We start from the raw sequence: 23,256 nt of genomic DNA, 5'->3' as shown, positions 1-23,256 counted from the left end.
ACATGTTTTTTTTATGAAATAGAATATAGTGACTTTTTAATTCGAAAATGAAAAATCATTTATTCTTATTTTGAGTAGATAGTGACTTTCTTTATATGATGAAATTCTAATGTTTAATGTAAAAAATACTGTTTATAAGCGACTAAAATATGTTGAATGATTGAAATTGAAAAGGCTTTTTTTATAAAGAAAAAAAATAATAAAAATAAGACAAATTTTATTATTTTTCACAAAGTATAGTTTTGCTTGAAATGTTAAAAAAATAGGAGTAAACTATGTGAGAATAAAATGATTAAAGTGAGGAGGGATTATTTTGGACAAAATTATTGATGATATTGTTTCAATAGATTTAGAGTGTTCAAAAAGGGTTGAAGAAGCTAAAAAGAAAAAGCAAGATGTTCAAGCCAATATGAATGCGAAAAAGAAAGAAATCTATGATTCTTTTGTGAAGGAATATCAAGTCAAAGTTGATGCACATAAGAAAGAATTAGAAGCAAAGATTCAAGAAACAAAAGTCAAAAATGAACAAGAGTACAAAGAATCACTGAATCAGCTCTCTAGTCTTTACGAAAAGAATAAAGATGAGTGGGTTTCTACCATTGTTAATCGTTGTAAAGAAATATAGAGAAGAGGTGAGCGTATGAGTTCTTTTTCATCAAATGCGATTCTTGCGAAAGCACGTTCTATGTATTCACGTAGACTGACTCAGCAAAATTATGATGAGCTTTTGAAAAGAAGAAGCATTAATGATTTAGTTGCTTATTTGAAAAGTGAGACAGCTTATAGTGGTATATTAGCTGATTTAAAAGAAGTGAATGTTCATCGTGGTCAGTTAGAAACTTTATTAAATAAAGAAATTTTCTTAAGACTGGATCGTTTGATGAGATTTTCTTCAAAAAAGGAATTAGAATTTTATCGCTTAGGTGTTATGGAATTAGAAATTCAATTGATTTTAACAAAAGCAAGATTGATTGTTTCTGATTATTACACAGGTTATGAGATTGAAATTCCTGATTATTTGAATAAATATGCGAGCTTTGATTTATATGGTTTACTAGCTCTTAATGATTATGATAGTTTGTTGTTGCTGTTAAAAGGAACAAAGTATTATCAACCATTATTGAAATATAAACCTAAAGAAGATGAAAGATTTGATTCCAATATGTTAGAGTTGGAATTAAAGCATATTTATTATGCGGAGTATGTTGATGTCGTTAATAAGCTGTATAAAGGAAAAAAACGTAAAGATTTATTAACAATGATCAATACATCTATAGAGTTACAGAATATTACAAAGATATATCGTCTAAAGAAATACTTTAATGCAACACCAGATCAAATTAGAGAAACACTATTTATGGAATATAGCCGTATTCCAAAAAGTGTAATGTTTGAACTCATTGAAACAAAGGATGCCAGCGAATTTTTGAAAAAATTAGCTGAGTCACCTTATAAGCTTTATATTGATGATCATGAATTTGTATATATTGAATATTATACAGAAAAGATCAGATACAATTTAGCAAGACGTTTTATGAGATTTTCAACAGATAGTGCATTGGTTTACATGACATATAAAATTGTATTTCAAATAGAAATTGATAATCTTAAACATATTATTGAAGGTTTAAGATATGGAGAAGCACCAAGTCAGATTGAGACGATGCTGATCTATTAGGGGGACAAGATATGGCTATAGAAGAAATGATATTGTTAAATATGACATTTGATCGTACTGAACTCGATCAAGTCTTATTTACATTAAAAGATTCCAAGTACTTTTATCCTCAGCCTGCTTCAAAGATTGTCAATAATGTCAAAGGGGTACATGCATTAGCAGAAGATAATGCTTATACAAAATTATTGGATCGTTTGATTCAGGTTGCATCTGATATGAAGTTGGATTTGAGTAATGATTTAGCTTATGATAGAACACTTCAGTTTGATCGTACAAATGCTTACTTAAGTGATTTAGAAGCTGAAATCAAGAAAATCAAAGATGTTCAAGATCAGTTGATTGAAGAAAAAGATGAGAACGAAAAAACACTGGAAATTTTAAAGAGACTAACATTAAGTAATGTTAATCTTGATCAGTTATTGGATTGCCAATATGTCAAAGTGAGATTTGGACGTTTTCATAGACAAAATCTTGATAGAATTCAATATTATGAAGGACGACCATTTATCTTTAATAAATTAGGTGAAGATCGTCATTATGTATATTGTTGTTATATAGTAACAAACAATTTGTTGTTAGAAATCGACAATATTTTTAAAGCGTTAGGATTTGAAGAAATAGTACTTCCTTCATTTGTACATGGAAAGATTGATGATGCAAAGAAGGAATTAGAAGACGAAGTTCATGCTATGGAAGAATACATTCTACGCATGGATCAGAAAATGACAATTTTAAGAGAAACACATAAAGTTGATTTGTTGAAATTATATTCAACAGCATTATTCTTACAAAGAATAGAATCATTTAAAGTCTTTGTTGTGGATTATCAAAGCAAATGTGCCATTTATGGATTTATTCCTAAGCGTATGGTCACAGAATTTAAAGATATGTTAAAGTCTTTAAAAACTGTTGAATATCAGGAATTACCTGCTGATATTTTAGATCATCAGGAAATTATCGCGCCAACTGTTGTGCATAATGCAAAAATTGTCAAACCGTTTGAAGTGCTTAGTAAAGTGAAACAATCAGATATGATTGATACCACAATTGCTATTGCAGCACTTTATTATGTTGTCTTTATTATCTTTTTGGGGGACTTAGGAGTTGGAGCAGTCTTAGCATTGCTTGGACTTCTTATGAGAAAGAAAAAAATGGGTCAATTATTTCTTTCGCTTGGTATAGCAGCACTGCTAGGTGGGTTCATATATGGAGATGTTTTCTATACATTTCATCTTTACCCAGCAATAGCATTACCACTATCAACAGTTTATAAATTAATTGATGGTATACTTCTTTTGATTGCTGGAACATTTACAATTGGTGCATTTAAGAAAATGTATCTTCAAAGTTCAGCAGTTGAAAAAGTCCTTTCCATGAAAGGTATTTGTGGTCTGATTATTGTTTATGCGATTTTGGTTTATTTTGGTTGTGTTTATGAAGCACATCTCAATGTACCAATCATGCCATTTGCTATTGTGATTGTTGCTTGCCTTGTGTTTGTTTTGGCAAAATCAATTTTAAAAAAGAAAGCAGGATAAGGAAGGGAGAAATATATGGCAATAGCAAAATTAAAGCTTCTGGAAATTGAATTTCCAGCACAGCAATATGATGCTGTTTTATTAAAGCTGATTAACCTTGATAATTTTCATCCCGAACCAGCTTCGAAATTTGCCGATTCAGTCCAAGGGTTATCAGTTTTAAATCGTGAAAATCCTTATGCTGATTTAATCGCAAGAATGGAAGAAGCAGGGGAGAAATATCATCTTCAATTAAAATGTGATGATGTGGATAATGTACGTATGAATATTATCCAGGCAGATACATTCTTCTGTAATGTATTAGAAAAAGCATCACAAATTGAAAAAGTTAAAGAAGATTTATTAAACATGATTCAAGAGAATGAGGCAACAATTGCTCAATTAGAGCATATGATTGATGCCAATATTGATTTTGATAGATTATTCTCTTGTAAATATTTACAGATTCGTTTTGGACGTTTACCAACTGTGAATTTAGATAAGTTGAAATATTATGGAGAACAGAAATTCTTATTTAAAGTTTTACATAAAGGAACAAAAGAAACTTATTGTAGTTATATTTCAACAGCTGATCATGCGCCTGAAATTGATAACATCTTCTCTTCATTATATTTTGAACGTATTCATATTCCAGAATTCGTTCATGGAAAACCTAATGAAGCCTTAGAGGTCTTAAAAGAAGAAGATGAAACAGCAAAACAATATATTCAAGTTCTTGATCAAAGAATTGAGAATTTATTCAATGAAAATATTGATGAAATGAATCATATTTATTCGATTTCAAAAAAATTGAATGAAACATATGATGCTCAAAAATACGTTGTCGTTTTTGGTAAAAATGCTGCAGTTTATGGATTCGCTGAAGAAAAAGATGCAAAACAGATTAAAGCAGATTTTGAAAAATTAGATGACGTTGAAGTGGATATTGGTCCAGCAATGGGCGATTCACGTTTGACACCACCTACAAAACTTAAGAACAACTGGTTCTCTAGACCATTTAGAATGTTCGTAGAAATGTATGGTGTGCCATCTTATACAGATTTTGATCCAACAAATTTAGTTGCCATTACTTACACATTCCTATTTGGTATGATGTTTGGTGATGTTGGACAAGGGATTGTTTTATCATTAGTTGGATACTTCTTCTACAAATGGAAAGGTATGCAATTAGGTGCAGTCGGAATGCGTTTAGGTATTTCAAGTACAATCTTTGGATTTGTCTTTGGTTCTATCTTTGGTAGTGAAGCATTGTTTGAACACTTTATGGAACCAATGTTCTTACCAATGGAATCAGAAAATACAATGACATTATTAATGGCTGCCATCGCGACAGGGGTTGTCTTAATCATTATTTCTATCGCATTCAATATTTTCTTAAATCTTAAGAAGAAACATTGGGGAGAAATGTTATTCTCACAAAATGGTGTTGCTGGACTTGTGTTCTATGTTTCAGTTTTATTATTAGTTGCGAATATGCTTGTTGGATTACATTTACCATTAGGTGGTCCACTTTACATCGCATTATTAATTGCAATGCCAGTCGTGATGATCTTCTTAAAAGAACCATTATGTCATAAACTTGAAGGAGAAAAGATGTTCCCACATGGTTTTGGAGCATTCTTTACAGAAGCCTTCTTTGAATTATTTGAAGTTATGTTAACATTTATTGCCAATACAATGTCATTCTTACGTGTTGGTGGATTCGTTTTATCACATGCCGGAATGATGATGGTTGTTTATACATTGGCTGAAATGGTTGCCGGAGGACCTGGAATTATTAATTTTGGATATATTTTAGTTGCCATCATTGGAAATATCTTTGTTATGTGTCTAGAAGGTATGATTGTTGGTATCCAGGTTTTACGTTTAGAGTTCTATGAAATGTTCTCACGTTACTATGAAGGAAAAGGAACACCTTTTCAATCAATTAAAGAAAAATAAAAAAGAAATATTTGGAGGAAAAGAATTATGAATTTAGTTATGTTTATTTTACCTGCTATTGCTGTTGTTTTATTATCTTTACCATTAGTGAAAATGTTTACTTCTAAAGTCAGCAAAGAAAGCGCAAAATGGCGTTTAATGACTCATGTTGGAGGATTCTTTGGAGCTGTTGCTTTAACTTTATGTTTATCAATGGGATCTGCATTTGCCGCTGATGCTGCTTCTATCACTGGAACTTTAGCTCAAGGTTTAGGATTCATCGCTGCTGCTTTAGCTACTGGATGTTCTGCATTAGGTGCAGGTATTGCCGTTGCCGCTGCTGCTCCTGCAGCTATTGGAGCTTTCTCTGAAAATGATAACAACTTCGGTAAAGCATTGATTTTCGTTGCCTTAGGTGAAGGGGTTGCTATTTACGGATTATTAATTTCAATCTTAATTATCAACGCTTTATAATTTTTTATAAGAAAGGTCTGATTATATGAAATTTTTCTTAATCAGCGATAATATTGATACATTAATGGGACTAAGACTTGTAGGCATTGAAGGGGTCGTTGTGCATACGAGAAAAGATTTTCTTGAAGTCTTACAATCAAAAATGAAAGACTCATCTATTGCGATTATCCTTGTGACTACAAAATTAGTTGATATGTGTCCAGATATTATATCTGAGATTAAATTAAAACAACAAAAACCACTCATTACAGAAATACCTGACCGTCATGGAAATTCAAAAATTGGTGAAACAATTGACGGTTATGTATCTGAAGCTATTGGAGTGAAATTATAGGAGAGATAGATTATGCAAAATATTGATCAAGTATTTCTCTATATGAAAGATGAAATTGAAAGACAGGCAAAAAGCGAAGAACAGGCAATTTTAAATGAAGTCAAAGCTCTTGAAGATGAAGCTTATGAATCTATGAAAGTTGAAGCTAAAAAAGATGCTGATTTAAAATTGAAACAGGAAGAAGAAGAAATGAGTTCTAACGCTTCTGCTGAAATTTCTGAAAGTCATATTGAAAGAACAAAGAAATTAATTGAAAAAAGAGATGAATATGTCAAAAATATCTTTGATAAAGCACGTGAAGAATTAAAAGCTTTTGTGAAAAGTGATGATTATTTACCTTTTATGGAAGCAAAAATCAAGAAAGTTGCTGATGATTTTAAAGATCAGCAATCTACAATGTATGTTTCACAAGATGATTTGGCTATCAAAGCTGATTTAATCAAAGCTTTTGGATCAGATATTGATGTTCAAGCAAGTGATGACATTACAATTGGTGGATTTATTCTTGAAAATAAAGCATCATCTTTAGTTGTTGATGAAACATTAGATTTTGCTTTAAATAATCAAAAAGAATGGTTTAATAAAAATTCTGGATTAATTATTAGATAGAAACGGGAGGTATGAGTGTGAATGAAAATGTAATTTATTCAATCAATGGTCCCGTTGTTACAGTGAAAGATACAGATGCCTTTTCTATGTTGGAAATGGTATATGTTGGTAATGCGAGATTGATTGGAGAAGTTATTTCCATCAAGAAAGAATTAACAACAATTCAGGTTTATGAAACAACAACAGGATTAAAACCAGGAGAACCAGTTTATGGAACAGGACAACCTATTTCTGTAACTTTAGGCCCTGGTATCTTAAGAAATATTTTTGATGGTATCGAAAGACCACTAGAAGAAATTGCCAAAGAATCTGGTGCGTTTATTCCAACAGGTAGCCATGTTGACCCATTAGATAAAAATAAATTATGGGATGTCACAATGGTAGCAAAAGTTGGAGATCAGGTTAAAGGGGGAGACATTTATGCCACTATCCCTGAAACTGATCTGATTACTCATAAATGTATGGTTTCTCCATATACAAGTGGAAAAGTCATTGAAGTTGCTCCATCTGGTCAATATAAAATTGATGATGTTGTGATGAAAATTGAAACTGATGAAGGTCAAGTTGTGGAATGTACATTAACACAAAAATGGCCAATCAAACAGGCGAGACCAGTTTCAAAACGTTTACCAATTTCTATGCCACTTGTGACTGGGCAACGTGTTATTGATACATTGTTCCCAATTGCTAAGGGTGGAACAGCTGCGATTCCTGGAGGATTCGGTACTGGAAAAACAATGACTCAGCACCAGTTAGCAAAATGGTGCGATGCTGATATTATCGTTTATGTTGGTTGTGGAGAACGTGGTAACGAAATGACTCAGGTTCTTGAAGAATTTAGAGAATTGATTGACCCTAAATCTAACAAACCATTAACTGATAGAACTGTATTGATTGCCAATACATCTAACATGCCAGTAGCAGCTCGTGAAGCTTCTATTTATACAGGAGTCACACTTGCTGAATATTATCGTGATATGGGATATCATGTTGCTATCATGGCAGATTCAACTTCTCGTTGGGCAGAAGCGTTACGTGAAATTTCTGGACGTTTGGAAGAAATGCCTGCTGAAGAAGGATTCCCAGCATACTTACCATCACGTTTATCACAATTCTATGAACGTGCTGGATATATGAATAACTTAAATGGAACAAAAGGTTCAGTCACAATTATCGGTGCCGTATCACCACAAGGTTCTGACTTCTCTGAACCAGTAACTCAAAATACAAAACGTTTCGTGCGTACATTCTGGGCATTGGATAAAGCCTTGGCTTATGCCCGTCACTATTTTGCGATTAACTGGAATCAAAGCTATAGTGAATACATCCCTGATCTTGAAAGATGGTTCAATAAAAATGTTGATCCAAAATTCTTAAGAGATCGTCAGGAATTACAAAGTATTTTAGCTGAAGAAACAAAATTAAATGAAATTGTCAAATTGATGGGTTCTGATGTTTTACCAGATGATCAGAAATTAGTCATTGAAGTTGCAAAATTAGTACGTGTTGGTTACTTACAACAAAATGCATTCCATCCAGATGATACTTATGTACCACTTGAAAAACAGTTAAAGATGATGGAAGTTATCTTATACTTATATAAACGTGGAAGAGAAGTTGTTAATGCTGGAAAACCAATTCGTTTAATTTTGGAAACTGGTATTTTTGATAGAGTTGTCAAAATGAAATATGATGTTCCTAACAATAATTTGGCTTTATTTGATGATTATTATAAAGAAATTGATGAAGCAGTTGCATCTATTGACTAAAGGAGGAAAAGGTTATGAGTCTACAATATGTAGGGTTGAGCGAAATTAATGGTTCATTAGTCGTATTAGATCATGTTAAGGATGCTTCATATGACGAAATGGTCGAATTGCAATTAAAAGATGGTTCAACTCGTTTAGGACGTATTGTCCAGATTGAAGGAGAAAAAGTTGTTGTTCAGGTATTTGAAGGAACAAACTCTTTATCTCTAGCTAATACAAAAACAAGATTACTAGGACATCCAATGGAACTTCCTGTTTCTAAGGAAATCTTAGGACGTGTCTTCTCTGGAGCAGGAAAACCAATTGATGGATTAGGAGAAATCTATGCAGAAAAATCTATGGATATCAATGGACAGCCATTAAATCCAGTTGCCCGTGTTTATCCAAGAAACTATATTAACACTGGTATCTCATCTATCGACTGTTTAACAACTTTGATTCGTGGACAGAAATTACCAATTTTCTCAGGTTCAGGTTTACCACATAACCAATTAGCTGTCCAAATCGTTAAACAAGCTAAAGTTAAAGATGATGATGGTAGTGGATTCGCAGTTGTCTTTGCAGCAATGGGTGTTACAAATGACGTTGCTGAATACTTCAGACGTTCTTTTGAAGAAGCTGGCGTTATGCAAAGAGTTGTTATGTTCTTGAATTTGTCTAATGACCCAATCATTGAACGTACATTAACACCACGTTGTGCTTTAACAGCTGCTGAATACTTAGCTTATGAACATGATATGCATGTATTAGTTATCTATACTGATGTCACTTCTTATTGTGAAGCTTTACGTGAATTCTCTTCAAGTAAAGGAGAAATTCCTGGACGTAAAGGTTATCCAGGATACTTATATTCTGACTTAGCTTCATTATATGAAAGAGCTGGTATTTCTAAATCAGCCAAAGGATCAGTGACTCAGATTCCAATTTTAACAATGCCTAACAATGATATTACACACCCAGTTCCTGACTTAACTGGATATATCACAGAAGGACAAATCACACTTGATTCTGAATTGAATTCAATGGGTATTTATCCACCTGTCAGTGTATTACCATCACTTTCACGTTTGATGAAAGATGGTATTGGTGAAGGATATACAAGAAAGGATCACTCAGATGTATCTAATCAGTTATTTGCAGCTTATGCTCATGTTCAAGATGTTAAATCATTAACATCAGTTATCGGTGAAGATGAATTATCTCCAGTAGATAAAAAATATATGGAATTTGGACGTTTATTTGAACAACATTTCCTTAACCAAGGTTTCAATACAAACAGATCTATTGAGGAAACATTAGATTTAGGATGGACATTATTATCAGTTCTTCCTAAAAATGAATTGGATCGTATTGATAATGCGGTGTTAGAACAATTCTATGATCATGAAAAGGCAGTAGCTCAATTTGATCTTCAAGAAGATACAATGATCAAAGAGTTACAACAGGCAGTGGATAATGGCTAATCAGGTCTTTCCAACAAAAGGAAATTTGATTGCTACCAAAAAGTCATTGGAACTCGCTTATTTGGGTTATGACTTAATGGATAAAAAAAGAAATGTTCTCATCAAGGAAATGATGAATTTATTAGATGATGTGAAATTGATCAGAGATGATATTACAGATTCTTATCAAAAAGCTTATTATGCACTTCAGGAAGCCAATATGTCACTTGGTATTATCAGTGATATTGTTGAAGCCGTTCCTATTGATGAAGGATTAAGTGTCACTTATCGAAGTGTTATGGGAGTGGAGATTCCAAAGGTCAGCTATGAAAAAACACCACTTCGTTTAGGATATGGTTTTGAAAGAGCAAACTCTAAAGTGGATTATGCATATAGATGTTTCTATCATGTGAAAGAATTAACTGTCAAACTGGCTGAAATAGAAAACGCTGTTTATCGTTTGGCTAACGCTATTCGTAAAACACAAAAACGTGCGAATGCCTTACAAAACATTTCGATTCCAGAATTTGAAAGAACAGTGAAATTCATTAGTGAATCTTTGGATGAAAAAGATCGTGAAGAATTCTCTCGTCAAAAAGTCATCAAAACACAAAAGAATAAACAAGAAGCCTTAAAACAAGAACAGGATCGTTAAGATCTTGTTCTTTTTTTGTAGAATGATTTATGAAAAATTAAGAATTTATTAAGAAAATATTGTGATGCAAAAAGTATACTGATAAATAGGAGATGATGAAAATGAAAAACAAAGTGATGATGACAATCATTTTTCTATTAAGTTTATCAACGATATTTATGAATTGGTTTGGAGATACACGTACAGATATTGTTGTGTCAGGTCTGATTCTTTTAAATAATCCTATTGCTGTCACATGTATTTTCATAACACTAGCAGGTATATGGCTTCGTTTTGGAGAGAATGCCTATAAATTGACTTATATTGGACTTATTGGTATTGCAGCGATGGAAATATATGAATTTTTTACATGGCATATTTTTACTGTATCAGGAGCTTTCGATTTGCGTCTGAGTTTAGATTTGTGTTATCCTGAATTCTATATAGCTGTGATATGCATGTTTTTAACATTTTTCATTTTTAGATACTATTTTCAGGAAATAGATTTGACAAATGCAAAAGAATTTATATGATAGATAAAAAGGGGAGTGATGATTTTGGAAAAGAGAAAATATAAGACTTTATTAAAGAATGTTCTACAATTTGAAATTATCTATAAAATCATGATTCTCTTTTTCTTTAGTCCGTTACTCAGATGGATTTTAAAGCAATATTTACAGCATTCTTCTGTAGGTATTGCCTTTAATCAAAATATCATACAAGTTTTTCTTTCAATACCCGGTATCATTGTTTTATTGATTTTATCATTAAGCATGATGCTTTTGGTTTATTATAATCTTTATGTTGTTGTGCAGTTGATTACATTAGAATATCAGCAACGTTCTTACTCATTAAAAGAAGTGGTTTTAAAAAGTTTTCAATCCCTTCAATATATTCACAAGCCTTCATTTATTTTAAGTGGTCTTTATATGATTTTATTATTACCTCTCGTTCATGTTGGCTTTTTAAATAATTATATCCCAAGATGGGATATTCCCACTTTTATTTTTAGTGAACTACAATTAACATTGAGTGGACAATGTCTGATTTTTCTTATTTATTTGCTTTACTATGGACTTTTTATTGTGACTTTATTTGTTCCTTTTTATTTGTTTTTTGAACGTATTTCATTTCCATCAGCAGTGAAAAAAAGCTATCATTTGATAAAACAAATTAATTGGAAACAAAAAATTTATATTCTTTTATGCATTGGTTTATGGGTAGGCGTAGAGACAGCTATTATGAATGTTTTGCCTTATCCATTGCTTCATAATCGTGATTTTAATTTTTATTTTATCAAATATTTCATTCATTTTGTTTCATTTCGATATAGTGTCTTTCAATATATCATGATTTATCTGATATCTACAGTTGCGATGATTTTCTTTATTCGCTATTTCGTTATTATGTTTTGTCAGTATGAAAAACGTATTGTCACGATTCAGGATATGACGATAGATACAACAAGACTCAGACAATTCTTATCACATTTTAAGCAAGGCTCATTTACGTCTATTGAAAAAATAAAAAATACAATTTTTCATCATCAATGGTATCAGAAATATAAAAAATATATTGGTATTGTAGGAGTCGTTTGCCTCGTTATTGTGAGTATTATTTATTTGTATCAGGATTCCAGAATTCACTATCCTTGGAGTATAGGACATAGGGGATCTGGCTATGCTATTGAAAATACTTATGAAGCCGTTAAAAATGCAGATCAGTGTGGTGCAGACTTTGCTGAAATTGATATTCAGCTTTCTCAAGATGGAATACCTGTTGTTTATCATGATCATACAATGTCAAGATTATCGGACTCTTTGGCAGCTGTTTCTGATTTAACGGCTCAGGAATTTGAAGATATAACATTAAAAGATCAGCAAATGACAGCGAGTCCTATTACATTAGAACATCTGATTGAAAAAATGCAGCAGGAACAAATGAATATACGTCTTTTGATTGAATTAAAACCAACTCAAGATAATTATCAGCAATTGGTTGAATCAATGGTTGAAATCATCAATCGTTATCATTTTTCAAATCAGGCAATTTTTATGTCATTGCATTATGACAGTGTAGAATATTTGCATCAATTGTATCCTCATTGGTGGATTGGCTATTGTATTTATGGAAGTATTGGAGACATTGATGATAGTATATGGGATATGAATATAGATTTTTTGGCAATTGAAGAAAATCGTGCCAGTACATCACTGATTCAAAAGGCGACTTCACAGATGCTTCCTATCTATGTATGGACAGTTAATGATACCAAGAAAATGCGTCAGTATTTAGAGATGGGAGTGAGTGGATTAATTACTAACTATCCTGATCTAGCAAGACAAGAAATTGATGAATATATGCAAAAATATCCTTATGCTTATTATTCAAAACGCATTCTATCTTCTGATAGGATGCGTTTTGAAATGTTGTGAAGAGATTTTTAAAATTCTAATTGGATATGATAAATTTTTCCCCATAAATAAATCTGATAAAAATAAGCCATTAATTGTGGACCCATCATCAGTTGACCAAACCATGGGACTGTAAAACTTTGACCATGTGTATCAATGAATGTCTGTAGTTTTTTTCTATCAAAGAATTGGAAAAGAATATTAGAAGAATCTTTTAAAGATTCTTTTAATTTATCTTCAATGAGTTGTGAATAAAGAGGTGAATGGGTTTTAGGATAAGGATTCTTTTTACGATGACTGATTTCTGATGGTAAAAAGTCTGCAAAAGCTTGACGTAAGATACCTTTTTCTTCACCATTGACAAACATATATTCTGTTGGCATATTATAAAGATATTGAAGTATTTTTGTTGAAGCAAATGGAACACGCACTTCTAAAGAAGCACGCATTGTTTGACTGTCGGCACGAGTTAAAAGTGTTTGCATAAACCATTGTGTATTTAAATAAATCATTTGTTTTTTAGGCTGATCTGTTGGAATTTCCTGAAGGCTTTTTGTATAACGATCAATGATATAATCTTTTAGTTGTAGTTTTTTGACTTTCTCATTAAACATATCCAGTTTTTTATCTAAGTCTCGCATCCAAGGAAAATAGGGCTGCTGATAGAGTTCTTTTTTATAGAACCATGGATAACCACCAAAGATTTCATCAGCACATTCACCAGAAAGTGTTAACTTATGCTGGTTAGAAATCTCTTTTGCAAATAACAAAAAGCTTGCATCAATATCAGCCATTCCTGGCATGTCTCTAGCAATCAATGCCTCTTTTAATGCATCAACAAGATCACTTTGTTTTAAAATAACGGATTGATGATGTGTTTTGTAACGACTTGTCATTTTTTGAATATAATCATCATCCATGGTTGTCTGATAATCATAGGCTTGAAAATATTTATCCTGGTCTTCATAAGTAATACTGTAAGTTGCCAGTGGACGAATATATTGAGAAGTGATGGCAGTAATGATACTGGAATCTAAACCACCCGATAACATACAGGAAAGAGGTACATCACTTAATAATTGATGTTGAATACTTTCAATAACGAGATGTCTGACATGGGCGATGGTATCAGGTAGATTTTCATCATGTTTTTCATCATGAAGTTTCCAATAACATTGGGTATGAATGTCTTTTTGAAAATAAAGGAAGTATCCGGGTCTTAATGAGTAGATATTTTTATAAACTGTTAAACCTGGTGTTAAGCTTGGCCCTAATCCAAGTAATTCTTTGACACCCTGTTCATCCACAGCAGCTTCTCCCAGATAACTCAATAGACTTTTGATTTCACTAGCGATCAATAAAGTGCCATCTTTTAATGTATAGTAAAGTGGTTTGACACCTAAAGGATCCCTTGCCGCAAAAAGTTTTTCTCCATCATCAATCACAAATGCAAAGATGCCTTCTAATAAGTCCAGACAATTTTCCTGATATTCAATATAAGCAGCCAATACCACTTCACTATCACTGGTTGTCTGAAAAGAATAACCAAGTTCAATCAAGTGATTTTTGATTTCAATCATATTGTAAAGTTCACCATTATAAACCATACGATATGTTTTCTGCTGATGTGTATATAAAAGAGGCTGGTTACCATTTTTTAAATCAATAATTGCTAAACGTGTATGACTCATTAGACAATGAGGCGTCATAAAATAGCCCGTATGATCTGGACCTCGTTTCTGTAATAATTTTGTCATTGTCATGATTTTCTCATCATAATGAAGTAATTGTTTTGAATAATTACAAATTGTTATAATACCACACATAGATTTCACCCCATATAATGTATGAAGAAAAATCAAAAATATGAAACAGCTAAGAGAAAAAAATAAGACGAACTTGAGATTTTATCAGATGAAATTCATGTTATGATACACATGGGTGATGGAAAGTGGAATGTCCAAGATGTCATAACCGTAATGTCAAACGTCTTTATCCATTGAATGGAAAGTATTACTGTCGTCAGTGTATTATGTTTCATCGTGTCTGGATAGAGGATACGAACACACAACACAAACAACATCATTATCCTCAAAAGAAAATTGATTATTTTCTTGATTTTGAGTTATCTTCAGCTCAAAAGACAATATCCAGACAGCTTGTTGAAAATTATCAGCATCATCGTCATTCCCTCGTTTTGGCCGTATGTGGATCTGGAAAAACAGAAATTGTCTTTGAATTGATTCAATATGCCCTGCAAAAAGGTGATCGTGTCTGCTTTTGTATACCGCGTAAAGAATTAGTCAAAGAACTTTATCAGCGTATTCAGGAAGCATTTTTACAGGTTGATATAGGTGTGGTCTATGGTGGATATATGAAAAATATTGAAGCCCAGCTGATGATTTGTACAATGCACCAACTCTACCGTTTTGAACAAAGCGGTTTTGATCTGATGATTGCTGATGAAGTAGATGCTTTCCCGTTTTATGGAAATGAAGTTTTACAGGAACTGTTTATGCGTTGTTGCAATGGTCAATATGTGAAACTCAGTGCAACATTTGTAAGAGAGGACATAAAAGATGAAGAATTACTAATTATGAATCGCAGATATCATGGCTATGATCTCCCAGTACCTCAGATGATTTTATGTCCGCGTTGCTTACAGCACTTTGTTTTAAAATGGTTGCTTTTTCGACTCAAAAAGAAAGCCATTGTTTTTGTGCCATTGATTGAAGATGTTGATAGAGTTGTTAAACAGATACAGTCACATACTTCTTTCAAAGTCAAAGGTGTTTCTTCACAGCATTCACATAATCAAGAAACACTCAAGGAACTTAAGGATGGACAACTTGATGTTATTGTTTCAACATCATTATTAGAACGTGGTATCACTATCGAAGATGTTCAAGTCATTATCTATCATGGAGAACATGCTCTGTTTGATCGTCGTACATTGATACAGATGGCAGGAAGAGTAGGACGAAAGATTTCTCATCCTCAAGGTCATGTTTATATTCTGTCAAGTGAACATACCTCCTCAATAAGACAATGTATCCATACACTCAAAAAGCTCAACAAAATGAATGTTTAATCTGTCATCGTCCACTCTTACAGACAATCTCCTTATCCCATTATCTATATCCTCTGGCACTTTGTCCTGACTGTCTATCACAATTTCATATTCTTGATTTTCAGACAACTTTTCATCACTATCCTTTAAGAATTCTTTATGAATATAACGATTTCTTTAGAACTTTATTATACCAATATAAAGGACTTTACGATTATGCTCTCAAAGATGCTTTTCTTTGCTTATATCTATCAGAGTTAAGAATGAAATATGATGAGCATATCATCGCAGTAGCCCCTAGCTCATCACAGGATAATGAAGTCCGTGGCTTTGCGCCTATGCAAGCCATTGCACAAACATTTTCGCAACATGTCTTTACTGGTCTTTATAAAAAAGAAAAGTATAAACAAAGTGGGCTATCCTATCACAATAGGCAAGAAGTTTCAAAGAAAATAGATATTCATCATAAAGAACAGCTTCAAGGACAAAAAGTATTGATTTTTGATGATGTGATCACCTCATCAGCCACACTTTCAACCTGTTTATCTCTTGTTGAAAGCTGTCATCCGGCAAGCATAGAACTGCTGGTTCTTTCAACAAAAAGCTATGTACATTTCTAAAAAGAAATGTACATTCTGTTATGATGGATGAAATTGACAGTGTTTTTGTTGAAAAGAAACTTATTTCCTGGGTAATAGATGATAAAAAGAGAATCCTTCGACAAGAAGAGTGTTCTTTTTTAAAATCAATCATTTATAATAAACACAACCATGAAGTAAAGGAGTTGTGAATATGCAAGGTAAAGTGAAATGGTTTAACGCTGAAAAAGGATTTGGATTCATTGATCGAGGTGAAGGAAAAGATGTTTTTGTTCATTATAGTCAAATCATTCAGGATGGATATAAATCTTTAAATGAAGGTGAAATGGTAGAATTTGAACTTCATTCCACTGAACGAGGTTTACAGGCTAAACATGTTGTCAAAATCTCATAAAGAGGGGTATGTTTAAGACATATCTCTTTTTATTTTGTGAAATAATTTTACATGATATTGACTTTGTTTTCTCATCATTCTATGCTATAATGTGAAATGTTTTAGTATGCATGAAAGGAGATTTATTCATGGCAAGTAAAAAACAGGAAATTAGAAAACAATTAAAAAAGAAAGAAGTCAAAGAATTAGAAGAACTTGGATTAAATCCTAATGCAGAAATTGTGGATTTAAATGATGATTTAGGTGATGAGGTTGAAGTAGAAACATTTGATGATGTTGTCAAAAAGCCATCTCAACCAATTGAATTCAATACGACACCACAAAAAGAAAAGAAAGGATTATTCGGTTCCATTAAAAAGGCTTTTTCACAAGATAATAAAATATTAAAGACTTTGGAAAAACAAGCATTAAAGATTATGGAATTAGAGCCAAAATATCAGGCAATGAGTGATGAAGAATTGGCTCATCAGACTGATCTTTTTAAAGAACGTCTACAAAATGGAGAAAGTTTGGATGATTTATTGATTGAAGCTTATGCAACAGTACGTGAAGCAGCTTATAGACGATTAGGACTCAAAGCTTTTAAGGTTCAGTTAATGGGAGCAATATCACTTCATAATGGAGATATTGCAGAGATGAAAACAGGTGAAGGAAAAACTTTAACTTCCATTTTCCCAGTTTATTTAAATGCTTTAACAGGACAAGGTGTTCATGTTGTCACAGTCAATGATTATCTGGCTGAACGTGATAAGACTGATAATGGAAAAGTTTATGAGTTTTTAGGATTGACAGTTGGATTAAATAAAAGAGAACTGACAAAAGATGAAAAACGTGCCCAACATGCTTGTGATATTACTTATACAACAAATGCTGAACTTGGTTTCGATTATCTAAGAGATAATATGGTGACAAGATTAGAAGATAAAGTATTAAGACCTTTAAACTTTGCATTGGTAGATGAGGTTGACTCTATTTTAATTGATGAATCAAGAACACCATTAATTATTTCTGGTGGTAAGAAAAATACAGCTGCTTTATATATTCAGGCTGACCGTTTCGTCAAATCATTGATCAATGAAAAGGATTATGAAGTTGATATTGAAAGCAAGACAGTCTCTTTAACAGCACAAGGGATTAGTAAGGCAGAAAAATCATTTAAAATCAAAAACTTATATGATCCAGAAAATACAGCTTTAGTGCATCATATTAATCAGGCATTGAAAGCCAATTATACAATGACGCGTGATGTGGAATACATGATTGCGACAGAAGATGGAAGTCATGATATACGTAATGCCAGCATTATGATTATCGATCAGTTTACAGGACGTGTAATGCCAGGTCGTGCTTATAGTGATGGATTACATCAAGCCATTGAAGCCAAAGAAGGCGTTCCTATTAAAGAAGAAACAGTAACGCTGGCAACGATTACTTATCAGAACTTCTTTAGATTGTTTAATAAACTGGCTGGTATGACTGGAACAGCAAAAACAGAAGAAGAAGAATTCAGAACAATCTATAATATGCGTGTTATTGAAATTCCAACGAATAAACCTGTTATTCGTGATGATAAACCTGATTTGGTTTTCGCAAAACAATCTGCAAAATATAAAGCAATTTGTGATGAGGTTGAAAAACGTCATAGTTATGGACAACCAATTTTATTGGGAACTGTTTCTGTAGAAACTTCTGAATTATTAAGTAAGATGTTGAATAAACGTGGAATTAAACATAATGTCTTGAATGCTAAAAACCATGCGAAAGAAGCTTTAATTATCGAAAAAGCTGGTGTGATGGGTGCTGTCACAATTGCGACAAACATGGCAGGTCGTGGAACAGACATCAAATTAGGTGAAGGTGTTCCAGAAATTGGTGGTTTAATGGTCATTGGTAGTGAAAGACATGAATCACGCCGTATCGATAACCAGTTGAGAGGACGTTCAGGACGTCAGGGAGATCCAGGATGTTCACTATTCTTTGTCTCTTTTGAAGATGAATTAATGCAACGTTTTGCGAGTGAAAAGATGAAAGAAAGAATGGGTTCATTCTTAGAAGACGAAGCTATTGAAAGTAAAATGGTCACAAAATCTATTGAAAATGCGCAAAAACGTGTAGAAGGACAAAACTTTGACATTCGTAAACAGTTATTACAATATGATGATGTGATGCGTCAACAACGTGAAATTATGTATAAAGAACGTGATGATATTATGTCTCAGACAGATTTGAGTCAAATTGTCAAAGGTATGTTTGAACAGGCTGTTGAAGACAGTGTCAGCCGTTTTACAAAACATGATGGTAAGAAAGAAAATGTTGATGTTGATGGTGCTTTAAATTATATTTCTAAAAATTATATGTTATTAGCTTCTCTTTCAGCTAAGAATAAAGAACCAGTTGAACATGATTCAAAGAAATTAGCAAACAGTTTATCAGAAATTGTTTATATGCAATATCAAAACAGATTTAATAAGAATTTACCACCTGAAATTAAATTGGATTATGAAAGACGTGTTTTATTAGGTGTGATTGATCATACATGGATTAATCATATTGATGCAATGCAAAAATTAAGAAATGGTATCTATTTACGTGCTTATGCACAAAGAGATCCACTTCAGGAATATACAGAAGAAGCCTTTTATATGTTTGAAGAAATGACAAAATCAATTTCTCAAGATATTACAAGAAATATTGTTCATATGGGTATTGCGCCTGGTAGTGAACAGGAAAAACAGATTCCTGCTGTTCAAATTGAATTGGAATTTAAAGCAGATTAATGGAATTATATGAAATGAAGAATGGGCTTGAAAAAGCCCGTTCTTTGCTCAATGAACTTTTTATTTCTATTGATATCGATGGATTGAAAAGAGAAATTGAAGGCTTAACTGTACAAACTATGGATGAGAATTTTTGGAATGATCAAAATCATGCCAGAAAAATTTATGATCAGCTTAATGATATGAAAAAGAAAGTTGAAACTTATGAACAACTCGTTCATGATTTAAATGAATTAGAAGAAACTTATCAGTATGTGAAAGAAAGTGATGATTCTGATTTTAAAGCATTGCTGGATGATGATTATCAGCGTTTTGAAAAAGCAATGGACGAGTTTGAAAAAACATTATTATTTTCTGGTGAGTATGATCACCATAATGCATTGTTAGAAATTCATCCAGGAGCTGGTGGAACAGAATCACAGGACTGGGCTGCAATGCTGATGCGTATGTATCAAAGATATGCAGATAAAAAGGGATGGAAGATTGAAGTTTTGGATTATCTGGATGGAGAAGAAGCTGGTCTGAAATCTGTCAGCTTGCGTATCGTTGGATATAATGCCTATGGACATTTAAAAGCTGAAAAAGGGGTTCATCGTCTAGTTCGTATTTCACCATTTGATGCGTCAAAACGTCGTCATACGTCTTTTGCATCTGTGGATGTGATGCCAGAGTTTGATAATGATATAGAAATTGAGATTGATCCTCATGATATACGTATTGATACATATCGTGCCTCTGGAGCAGGGGGACAGCACATCAATAAAACGGATTCTGCTATTCGTATTACTCATTTACCAACAAATATTGTTGTCACTTGTCAATCACAGCGATCTCAGATTCAAAATCGTGAACAAGCAATGATTATGCTCAAATCTAAACTTTATCAGCTGATGTTAGAAAAACAGGCTTCACAGTTGAATGAAATCAAAGGAGAACAAAAAGCTATTGAATGGGGAAGTCAGATTCGTTCTTATGTCTTGCATCCTTATTCTATGGTTAAAGATAATCGTAGTGGTTATGAATCTAATAATCCAAAGGCCATTTTGGATGGGGATTTAGATGATTGTATATATGCTTATTTAAAATCAATAGTCAAGGAGGGAGCAGATGCATCAAGTTAAACGTTTGGCTCGTGATACTTTTATTGTCTTATTAGGAAATTTGATATTGGCATTTGGTGTTGCTGTTTTTGCAGTTCCTTCACAGTTAATTGTTGCAGGAGCAACAGGGATTGCATTAATTATTTGTGAATTTATTGAAGTCAATTATGCTACCATTGTTTTTATCATTAATATGGTGATGTTATTGTTGGGATTTGTAGTCCTAGGTAAAAAATTTGCAGCGGGAACGATTTTAAGTTCTATTGTTTTCCCATTTTTCCTGGCTATGTTTGAATCCATTCCACAATTACAGCATATTACATCCGATATGCTTCTTTCAGCCATTTATGCTGGTTTATTTACTGGTTTAGGCTGTGGAATTGTTTTCCGTGTTGGTTATAGTACTGGTGGAACGGATATCCCACCCCTCATCATCAATAAAAAATTTCATATTCCTTTAGGTGTTTGTGTTTATTTCTTTGATGTTGTTGTTTTATTAGGACAGATTTTCTTTACCAGCTTTGAAGGTATTTTATACGGAATTCTCACTGTCTTTATTACAGCCATTGTTTTGGATAAGGTCACAATTTTTGGTGAAAAAAATCTTCAGGTTCTTGTGATTTCTGCCCATCATGAAGAAATTGCTGAAGCTATTTTCTCAGAAGTTGATCGTGGTTGTACATTTGTGAATGTTACAACAGGATATTTCCATGACCAACAAAAAGCTGTCTTATGTGTTGTGAATAATCGTGAATATCCAGTTATTAATGATTTGGTTATGAATATTGATCCAACAGCCTTTATTATTGGTAGTGAAATTCATAGTGTCAAAGGTAGAGGATTTACTTTGCCTAATATTGATTTAGATAAACAAATAAGAGATCACGTATCCTAAAAAAGATGTAGAATTTAACTCTACATCTTTTTTATTCGTTCATAGGAATAGTCCCATAATCATAAATAATTTCTTCTTCATAAGCTGGATAGCTTTCCATATAGTCCTGATAGTAACGATAGGTTGTATAAAACAGATAAAAGACTAATGATAATATGACAGGAATAAGAATAAGGCAAGTATATTGAATTACTTTTCGTGATTTCATATGAGTAATGACATAATGATTATCATAATGCTGATAAAAGGAGAAAATAATATCTTCTGGTAAACCAAAATGTTGCAGGTAATCCTGTTGTGTGGCATGTGGATATAGCTTTTCATATTCTAAAAGTCTTTTTTTGAAAAAAGCAAGAAACTTTTTTTCCTGTGCATGATGTAATGGAAATGATTTATAAAGCTTCTGATAATAATTTTTGGCTTCTTTTTGGCTAAATTTTGTCTTTTTCATTTTGAAATATGTCCTCCATAGAGTGATAGATATTTTGATATTCTCTTTTTAAAGTTGTATATCTGACACATCCTGCTTCTTCAATATGATAAATCATTGTATCTTGGGATGTATTGATAGAAATCAAATCCATTTCATAAAGAAAAAACAAAGCTGTTAAAAGTTCACCTTCTGTGATTGTAAAGTATTTTTCAAAGAACTGATACAATTGTTCACTGCTTAAATCATTGTTTTTTAAAAGTTTTAAAATAATAATTTCTAAATTAATAAATTGTGATGCTTGCATGTGTTCTATCCTTTCTGATGGGTTAATAAATGAATGAGTTTTTGTGTTTTGTTATCTAAAACTTCATTTTGTCTTGTAATGAAAGTGATATCTGTTTTTAGTGCCTGGTCTTCAAGCATGACCTGAATAAAATGCTCATCTTGCCAGAAACTTAAAATATTTTGTGGCACAATCGCAATTCCTAAACCAGCCTTGGCCCACTGCAGGGATGTACGAGAATCGTCACATGTCATTTTAATATAGGGATTAAAATGAAGATTCAGGCAATAATCAGTGATAAGAGCTAAATAACGCTGATGAACAATTAAAGGCTTATCCTGATAATCTTGAATGGATGTCATGTCTGGACTTAATAAATCAGGATGGCCAATTGCCCACATTGGTTCACTCGCCATTGGATAGCAGTTTAACTGACTTTGATCAAAAGGTGTACGAACAATTCCTAAATCAATCTGTTGGCTCATCAAAAGATCAATGATCTCATAGGTTGTGCCTTCATAGATACGAAATAGGAAATGTGAAAAAGATTGGTCATGAAGAAGGTAAGATGGTAGAGTAGCAGAATTGGAAGATGTGACACCAATTCTTAAAACTTCCTTTTGCATATCTTGTATTTCATGAAAAGTTCTTTCACTTAAAGAAATCATCTGTAAACATCTTTTATAAAAAATCTTACCAGATTGTGTCATTTCTACCTTGCGATGTCCTCTTTTTAATAAAGTCACACCCAACTCTTCTTCAAGTTGTTTTAATTGCATAGACAAAGGAGGCTGTGCCATATGTAATGTTTGGGCAGCCTTAGATATTGTTCCTTCTTCAACAATTGTTTTAAAATAAATCATTTGTTTAATGTCCATCGTATCACCATATTT

General features: G+C 32.5%; 22 protein-coding genes. 18 read left to right on the top strand and 4 right to left on the bottom strand.

Features of this window, described 5'->3' with window-relative positions; genetic code table 11:
- Nucleotides 1-313: 313 nt before the first annotated feature.
- The 12 genes from ACZYT4_RS01595 (at nucleotide 314) to ACZYT4_RS01540 (ending at nucleotide 12,833) form a co-directional block, all read left to right on the top strand.
- Entirely contained in the window at nucleotides 314-625 is a 312-nt protein-coding gene (locus tag ACZYT4_RS01595) for a hypothetical protein (protein ID WP_463781895.1), read from the top strand.
- A gap of 15 nt (nucleotides 626-640) precedes the next feature.
- A complete protein-coding gene (locus ACZYT4_RS01590; RefSeq protein ID WP_463781894.1) occupies nucleotides 641-1,678 on the top strand; it encodes a V0D/AC39 family V-type ATPase subunit in 1,038 nt (345 codons plus the stop codon).
- Nucleotides 1,679-1,689: 11 nt separating this feature from the next.
- Nucleotides 1,690-3,216: a V-type ATP synthase subunit I gene (locus ACZYT4_RS01585; protein ID WP_463781893.1), complete on the top strand. Its 1,527-nt coding sequence runs from the start codon at nucleotides 1,690-1,692 to the stop codon at nucleotides 3,214-3,216.
- A 15-nt stretch (nucleotides 3,217-3,231) separates the two neighbouring features.
- Nucleotides 3,232-5,157 carry a V-type ATP synthase subunit I gene (locus ACZYT4_RS01580; RefSeq protein WP_463781892.1) on the top strand — a complete coding sequence of 642 codons (1,926 nt, stop codon included), beginning with the start codon at nucleotides 3,232-3,234 and terminating at the stop codon, nucleotides 5,155-5,157.
- A gap of 27 nt (nucleotides 5,158-5,184) precedes the next feature.
- A complete protein-coding gene (locus ACZYT4_RS01575) occupies nucleotides 5,185-5,610 on the top strand; it encodes an ATP synthase subunit C (RefSeq protein ID WP_463781891.1) in 426 nt (141 codons plus the stop codon).
- A gap of 25 nt (nucleotides 5,611-5,635) precedes the next feature.
- Nucleotides 5,636-5,944: a V-type ATP synthase subunit F gene (locus ACZYT4_RS01570; protein ID WP_087358414.1), complete on the top strand. Its 309-nt coding sequence runs from the start codon at nucleotides 5,636-5,638 to the stop codon at nucleotides 5,942-5,944.
- A gap of 12 nt (nucleotides 5,945-5,956) precedes the next feature.
- Nucleotides 5,957-6,553 carry a V-type ATP synthase subunit E gene (locus ACZYT4_RS01565; RefSeq protein ID WP_463781890.1) on the top strand — a complete coding sequence of 199 codons (597 nt, stop codon included), beginning with the start codon at nucleotides 5,957-5,959 and terminating at the stop codon, nucleotides 6,551-6,553.
- Between the two features lie 17 nt (nucleotides 6,554-6,570).
- On the top strand, nucleotides 6,571-8,322 hold the full coding sequence (locus tag ACZYT4_RS01560) for a V-type ATP synthase subunit A (protein WP_463781889.1): 1,752 nt from the start codon (nucleotides 6,571-6,573) through the stop codon (nucleotides 8,320-8,322).
- Nucleotides 8,323-8,336: 14 nt separating this feature from the next.
- A complete protein-coding gene (locus ACZYT4_RS01555) occupies nucleotides 8,337-9,785 on the top strand; it encodes a V-type ATP synthase subunit B (RefSeq protein ID WP_463781888.1) in 1,449 nt (482 codons plus the stop codon).
- Nucleotides 9,778-10,419, top strand: coding sequence for a V-type ATP synthase subunit D (locus ACZYT4_RS01550; RefSeq protein ID WP_463781887.1), 642 nt, complete (start codon nucleotides 9,778-9,780; stop codon nucleotides 10,417-10,419). The genes ACZYT4_RS01555 and ACZYT4_RS01550 overlap by 8 nt, the downstream gene beginning before the upstream one ends.
- 101 nt (nucleotides 10,420-10,520) lie before the next feature.
- Entirely contained in the window at nucleotides 10,521-10,931 is a 411-nt protein-coding gene (locus ACZYT4_RS01545; protein ID WP_463781886.1) for a hypothetical protein, read from the top strand.
- 18 nt (nucleotides 10,932-10,949) lie between these two features.
- Nucleotides 10,950-12,833: a glycerophosphodiester phosphodiesterase family protein gene (locus ACZYT4_RS01540; RefSeq protein ID WP_463781885.1), complete on the top strand. Its 1,884-nt coding sequence runs from the start codon at nucleotides 10,950-10,952 to the stop codon at nucleotides 12,831-12,833.
- A gap of 8 nt (nucleotides 12,834-12,841) precedes the next feature.
- Here the strand turns inward: ACZYT4_RS01540 and asnB are convergent, their stop codons facing one another.
- The gene (gene asnB, locus ACZYT4_RS01535; RefSeq protein ID WP_463781884.1) at nucleotides 12,842-14,638 is read right to left on the bottom strand and encodes an asparagine synthase (glutamine-hydrolyzing); all 1,797 of its coding nucleotides are present in this window, start codon (nucleotides 14,636-14,638) and stop codon (nucleotides 12,842-12,844) included.
- Between the two features lie 125 nt (nucleotides 14,639-14,763).
- Here asnB and ACZYT4_RS01530 point away from each other — a divergent pair, with 125 nt between their 5' ends.
- The 6 genes from ACZYT4_RS01530 to ACZYT4_RS01505 all read left to right on the top strand — a co-directional run bounded on the left by ACZYT4_RS01530 (nucleotide 14,764) and on the right by ACZYT4_RS01505 (nucleotide 21,647).
- Entirely contained in the window at nucleotides 14,764-15,903 is a 1,140-nt protein-coding gene (locus ACZYT4_RS01530; RefSeq protein ID WP_463781883.1) for a helicase-related protein, read from the top strand.
- A complete protein-coding gene (locus ACZYT4_RS01525; protein WP_463781882.1) occupies nucleotides 15,861-16,502 on the top strand; it encodes a ComF family protein in 642 nt (213 codons plus the stop codon). Before ACZYT4_RS01530 ends, ACZYT4_RS01525 begins: the two co-directional genes overlap by 43 nt.
- A 172-nt stretch (nucleotides 16,503-16,674) precedes the next feature.
- Nucleotides 16,675-16,875 (top strand): cold shock domain-containing protein, encoded by a 201-nt coding sequence (locus ACZYT4_RS01520; RefSeq protein WP_463781881.1) that lies wholly within the window; start codon nucleotides 16,675-16,677, stop codon nucleotides 16,873-16,875.
- Between the two features lie 128 nt (nucleotides 16,876-17,003).
- Nucleotides 17,004-19,652, top strand: coding sequence for a preprotein translocase subunit SecA (gene secA, locus ACZYT4_RS01515; protein ID WP_463781879.1), 2,649 nt, complete (start codon nucleotides 17,004-17,006; stop codon nucleotides 19,650-19,652).
- Entirely contained in the window at nucleotides 19,652-20,773 is a 1,122-nt protein-coding gene (gene prfB / locus ACZYT4_RS01510; RefSeq protein ID WP_463781877.1) for a peptide chain release factor 2, read from the top strand. The genes secA and prfB overlap by 1 nt, the downstream gene beginning before the upstream one ends.
- A complete protein-coding gene (locus ACZYT4_RS01505) occupies nucleotides 20,760-21,647 on the top strand; it encodes a YitT family protein (protein ID WP_463781875.1) in 888 nt (295 codons plus the stop codon). The genes prfB and ACZYT4_RS01505 overlap by 14 nt, the downstream gene beginning before the upstream one ends.
- Nucleotides 21,648-21,678: 31 nt before the next feature.
- Here the strand turns inward: ACZYT4_RS01505 and ACZYT4_RS01500 are convergent, their stop codons facing one another.
- The 3 genes from ACZYT4_RS01500 to ACZYT4_RS01490 are packed head-to-tail and all read right to left on the bottom strand — an operon-like array spanning nucleotide 21,679 to nucleotide 23,241.
- Entirely contained in the window at nucleotides 21,679-22,098 is a 420-nt protein-coding gene (locus ACZYT4_RS01500; RefSeq protein ID WP_463781873.1) for a DUF6120 family protein, read from the bottom strand.
- On the bottom strand, nucleotides 22,079-22,384 hold the full coding sequence (locus tag ACZYT4_RS01495; protein ID WP_463781871.1) for a hypothetical protein: 306 nt from the start codon (nucleotides 22,382-22,384) through the stop codon (nucleotides 22,079-22,081). The genes ACZYT4_RS01500 and ACZYT4_RS01495 overlap by 20 nt, the downstream gene beginning before the upstream one ends.
- Nucleotides 22,385-22,389: 5 nt before the next feature.
- On the bottom strand, nucleotides 22,390-23,241 hold the full coding sequence (locus ACZYT4_RS01490; protein ID WP_463781870.1) for a LysR family transcriptional regulator: 852 nt from the start codon (nucleotides 23,239-23,241) through the stop codon (nucleotides 22,390-22,392).
- Nucleotides 23,242-23,256: the final 15 nt, after the last annotated feature.

The sequence above is a fragment of the Massilimicrobiota sp. mt181 genome (assembly GCF_055420065.1).
The sequence above is the reverse complement of the archived record's forward strand: the minus strand, read 5'-3'. Positions and strand labels throughout refer to the sequence as shown.

Bases quoted from the DNA above. Each gene is read 5' to 3' on its own strand.
- ACZYT4_RS01590 (WP_463781894.1), top strand. From the start codon at position 641: ATGAGTTCTTTTTCATCAAATGCGATTCTTGCGAAAGCACGTTCTATG.
- ACZYT4_RS01545 (WP_463781886.1), top strand. From the start codon at position 10,521: ATGAAAAACAAAGTGATGATGACAATCATTTTTCTATTAAGTTTATCA.
- prfB (WP_463781877.1), top strand. From the start codon at position 19,652: ATGGAATTATATGAAATGAAGAATGGGCTTGAAAAAGCCCGTTCTTTG.
- ACZYT4_RS01520 (WP_463781881.1), top strand. From the start codon at position 16,675: ATGCAAGGTAAAGTGAAATGGTTTAACGCTGAAAAAGGATTTGGATTC.
- ACZYT4_RS01580 (WP_463781892.1), top strand. From the start codon at position 3,232: ATGGCAATAGCAAAATTAAAGCTTCTGGAAATTGAATTTCCAGCACAG.
- ACZYT4_RS01575 (WP_463781891.1), top strand. From the start codon at position 5,185: ATGAATTTAGTTATGTTTATTTTACCTGCTATTGCTGTTGTTTTATTA.
- ACZYT4_RS01500 (WP_463781873.1), bottom strand. From the start codon at position 22,098: ATGAAAAAGACAAAATTTAGCCAAAAAGAAGCCAAAAATTATTATCAG.
- ACZYT4_RS01555 (WP_463781888.1), top strand. From the start codon at position 8,337: ATGAGTCTACAATATGTAGGGTTGAGCGAAATTAATGGTTCATTAGTC.
- asnB (WP_463781884.1), bottom strand. From the start codon at position 14,638: ATGTGTGGTATTATAACAATTTGTAATTATTCAAAACAATTACTTCAT.
- ACZYT4_RS01490 (WP_463781870.1), bottom strand. From the start codon at position 23,241: ATGGACATTAAACAAATGATTTATTTTAAAACAATTGTTGAAGAAGGA.
- ACZYT4_RS01505 (WP_463781875.1), top strand. From the start codon at position 20,760: ATGCATCAAGTTAAACGTTTGGCTCGTGATACTTTTATTGTCTTATTA.
- ACZYT4_RS01495 (WP_463781871.1), bottom strand. From the start codon at position 22,384: ATGCAAGCATCACAATTTATTAATTTAGAAATTATTATTTTAAAACTT.
- ACZYT4_RS01540 (WP_463781885.1), top strand. From the start codon at position 10,950: ATGATTTTGGAAAAGAGAAAATATAAGACTTTATTAAAGAATGTTCTA.
- secA (WP_463781879.1), top strand. From the start codon at position 17,004: ATGGCAAGTAAAAAACAGGAAATTAGAAAACAATTAAAAAAGAAAGAA.
- ACZYT4_RS01570 (WP_087358414.1), top strand. From the start codon at position 5,636: ATGAAATTTTTCTTAATCAGCGATAATATTGATACATTAATGGGACTA.
- ACZYT4_RS01565 (WP_463781890.1), top strand. From the start codon at position 5,957: ATGCAAAATATTGATCAAGTATTTCTCTATATGAAAGATGAAATTGAA.
- ACZYT4_RS01525 (WP_463781882.1), top strand. From the start codon at position 15,861: ATGTATCCATACACTCAAAAAGCTCAACAAAATGAATGTTTAATCTGT.
- ACZYT4_RS01585 (WP_463781893.1), top strand. From the start codon at position 1,690: ATGGCTATAGAAGAAATGATATTGTTAAATATGACATTTGATCGTACT.
- ACZYT4_RS01550 (WP_463781887.1), top strand. From the start codon at position 9,778: ATGGCTAATCAGGTCTTTCCAACAAAAGGAAATTTGATTGCTACCAAA.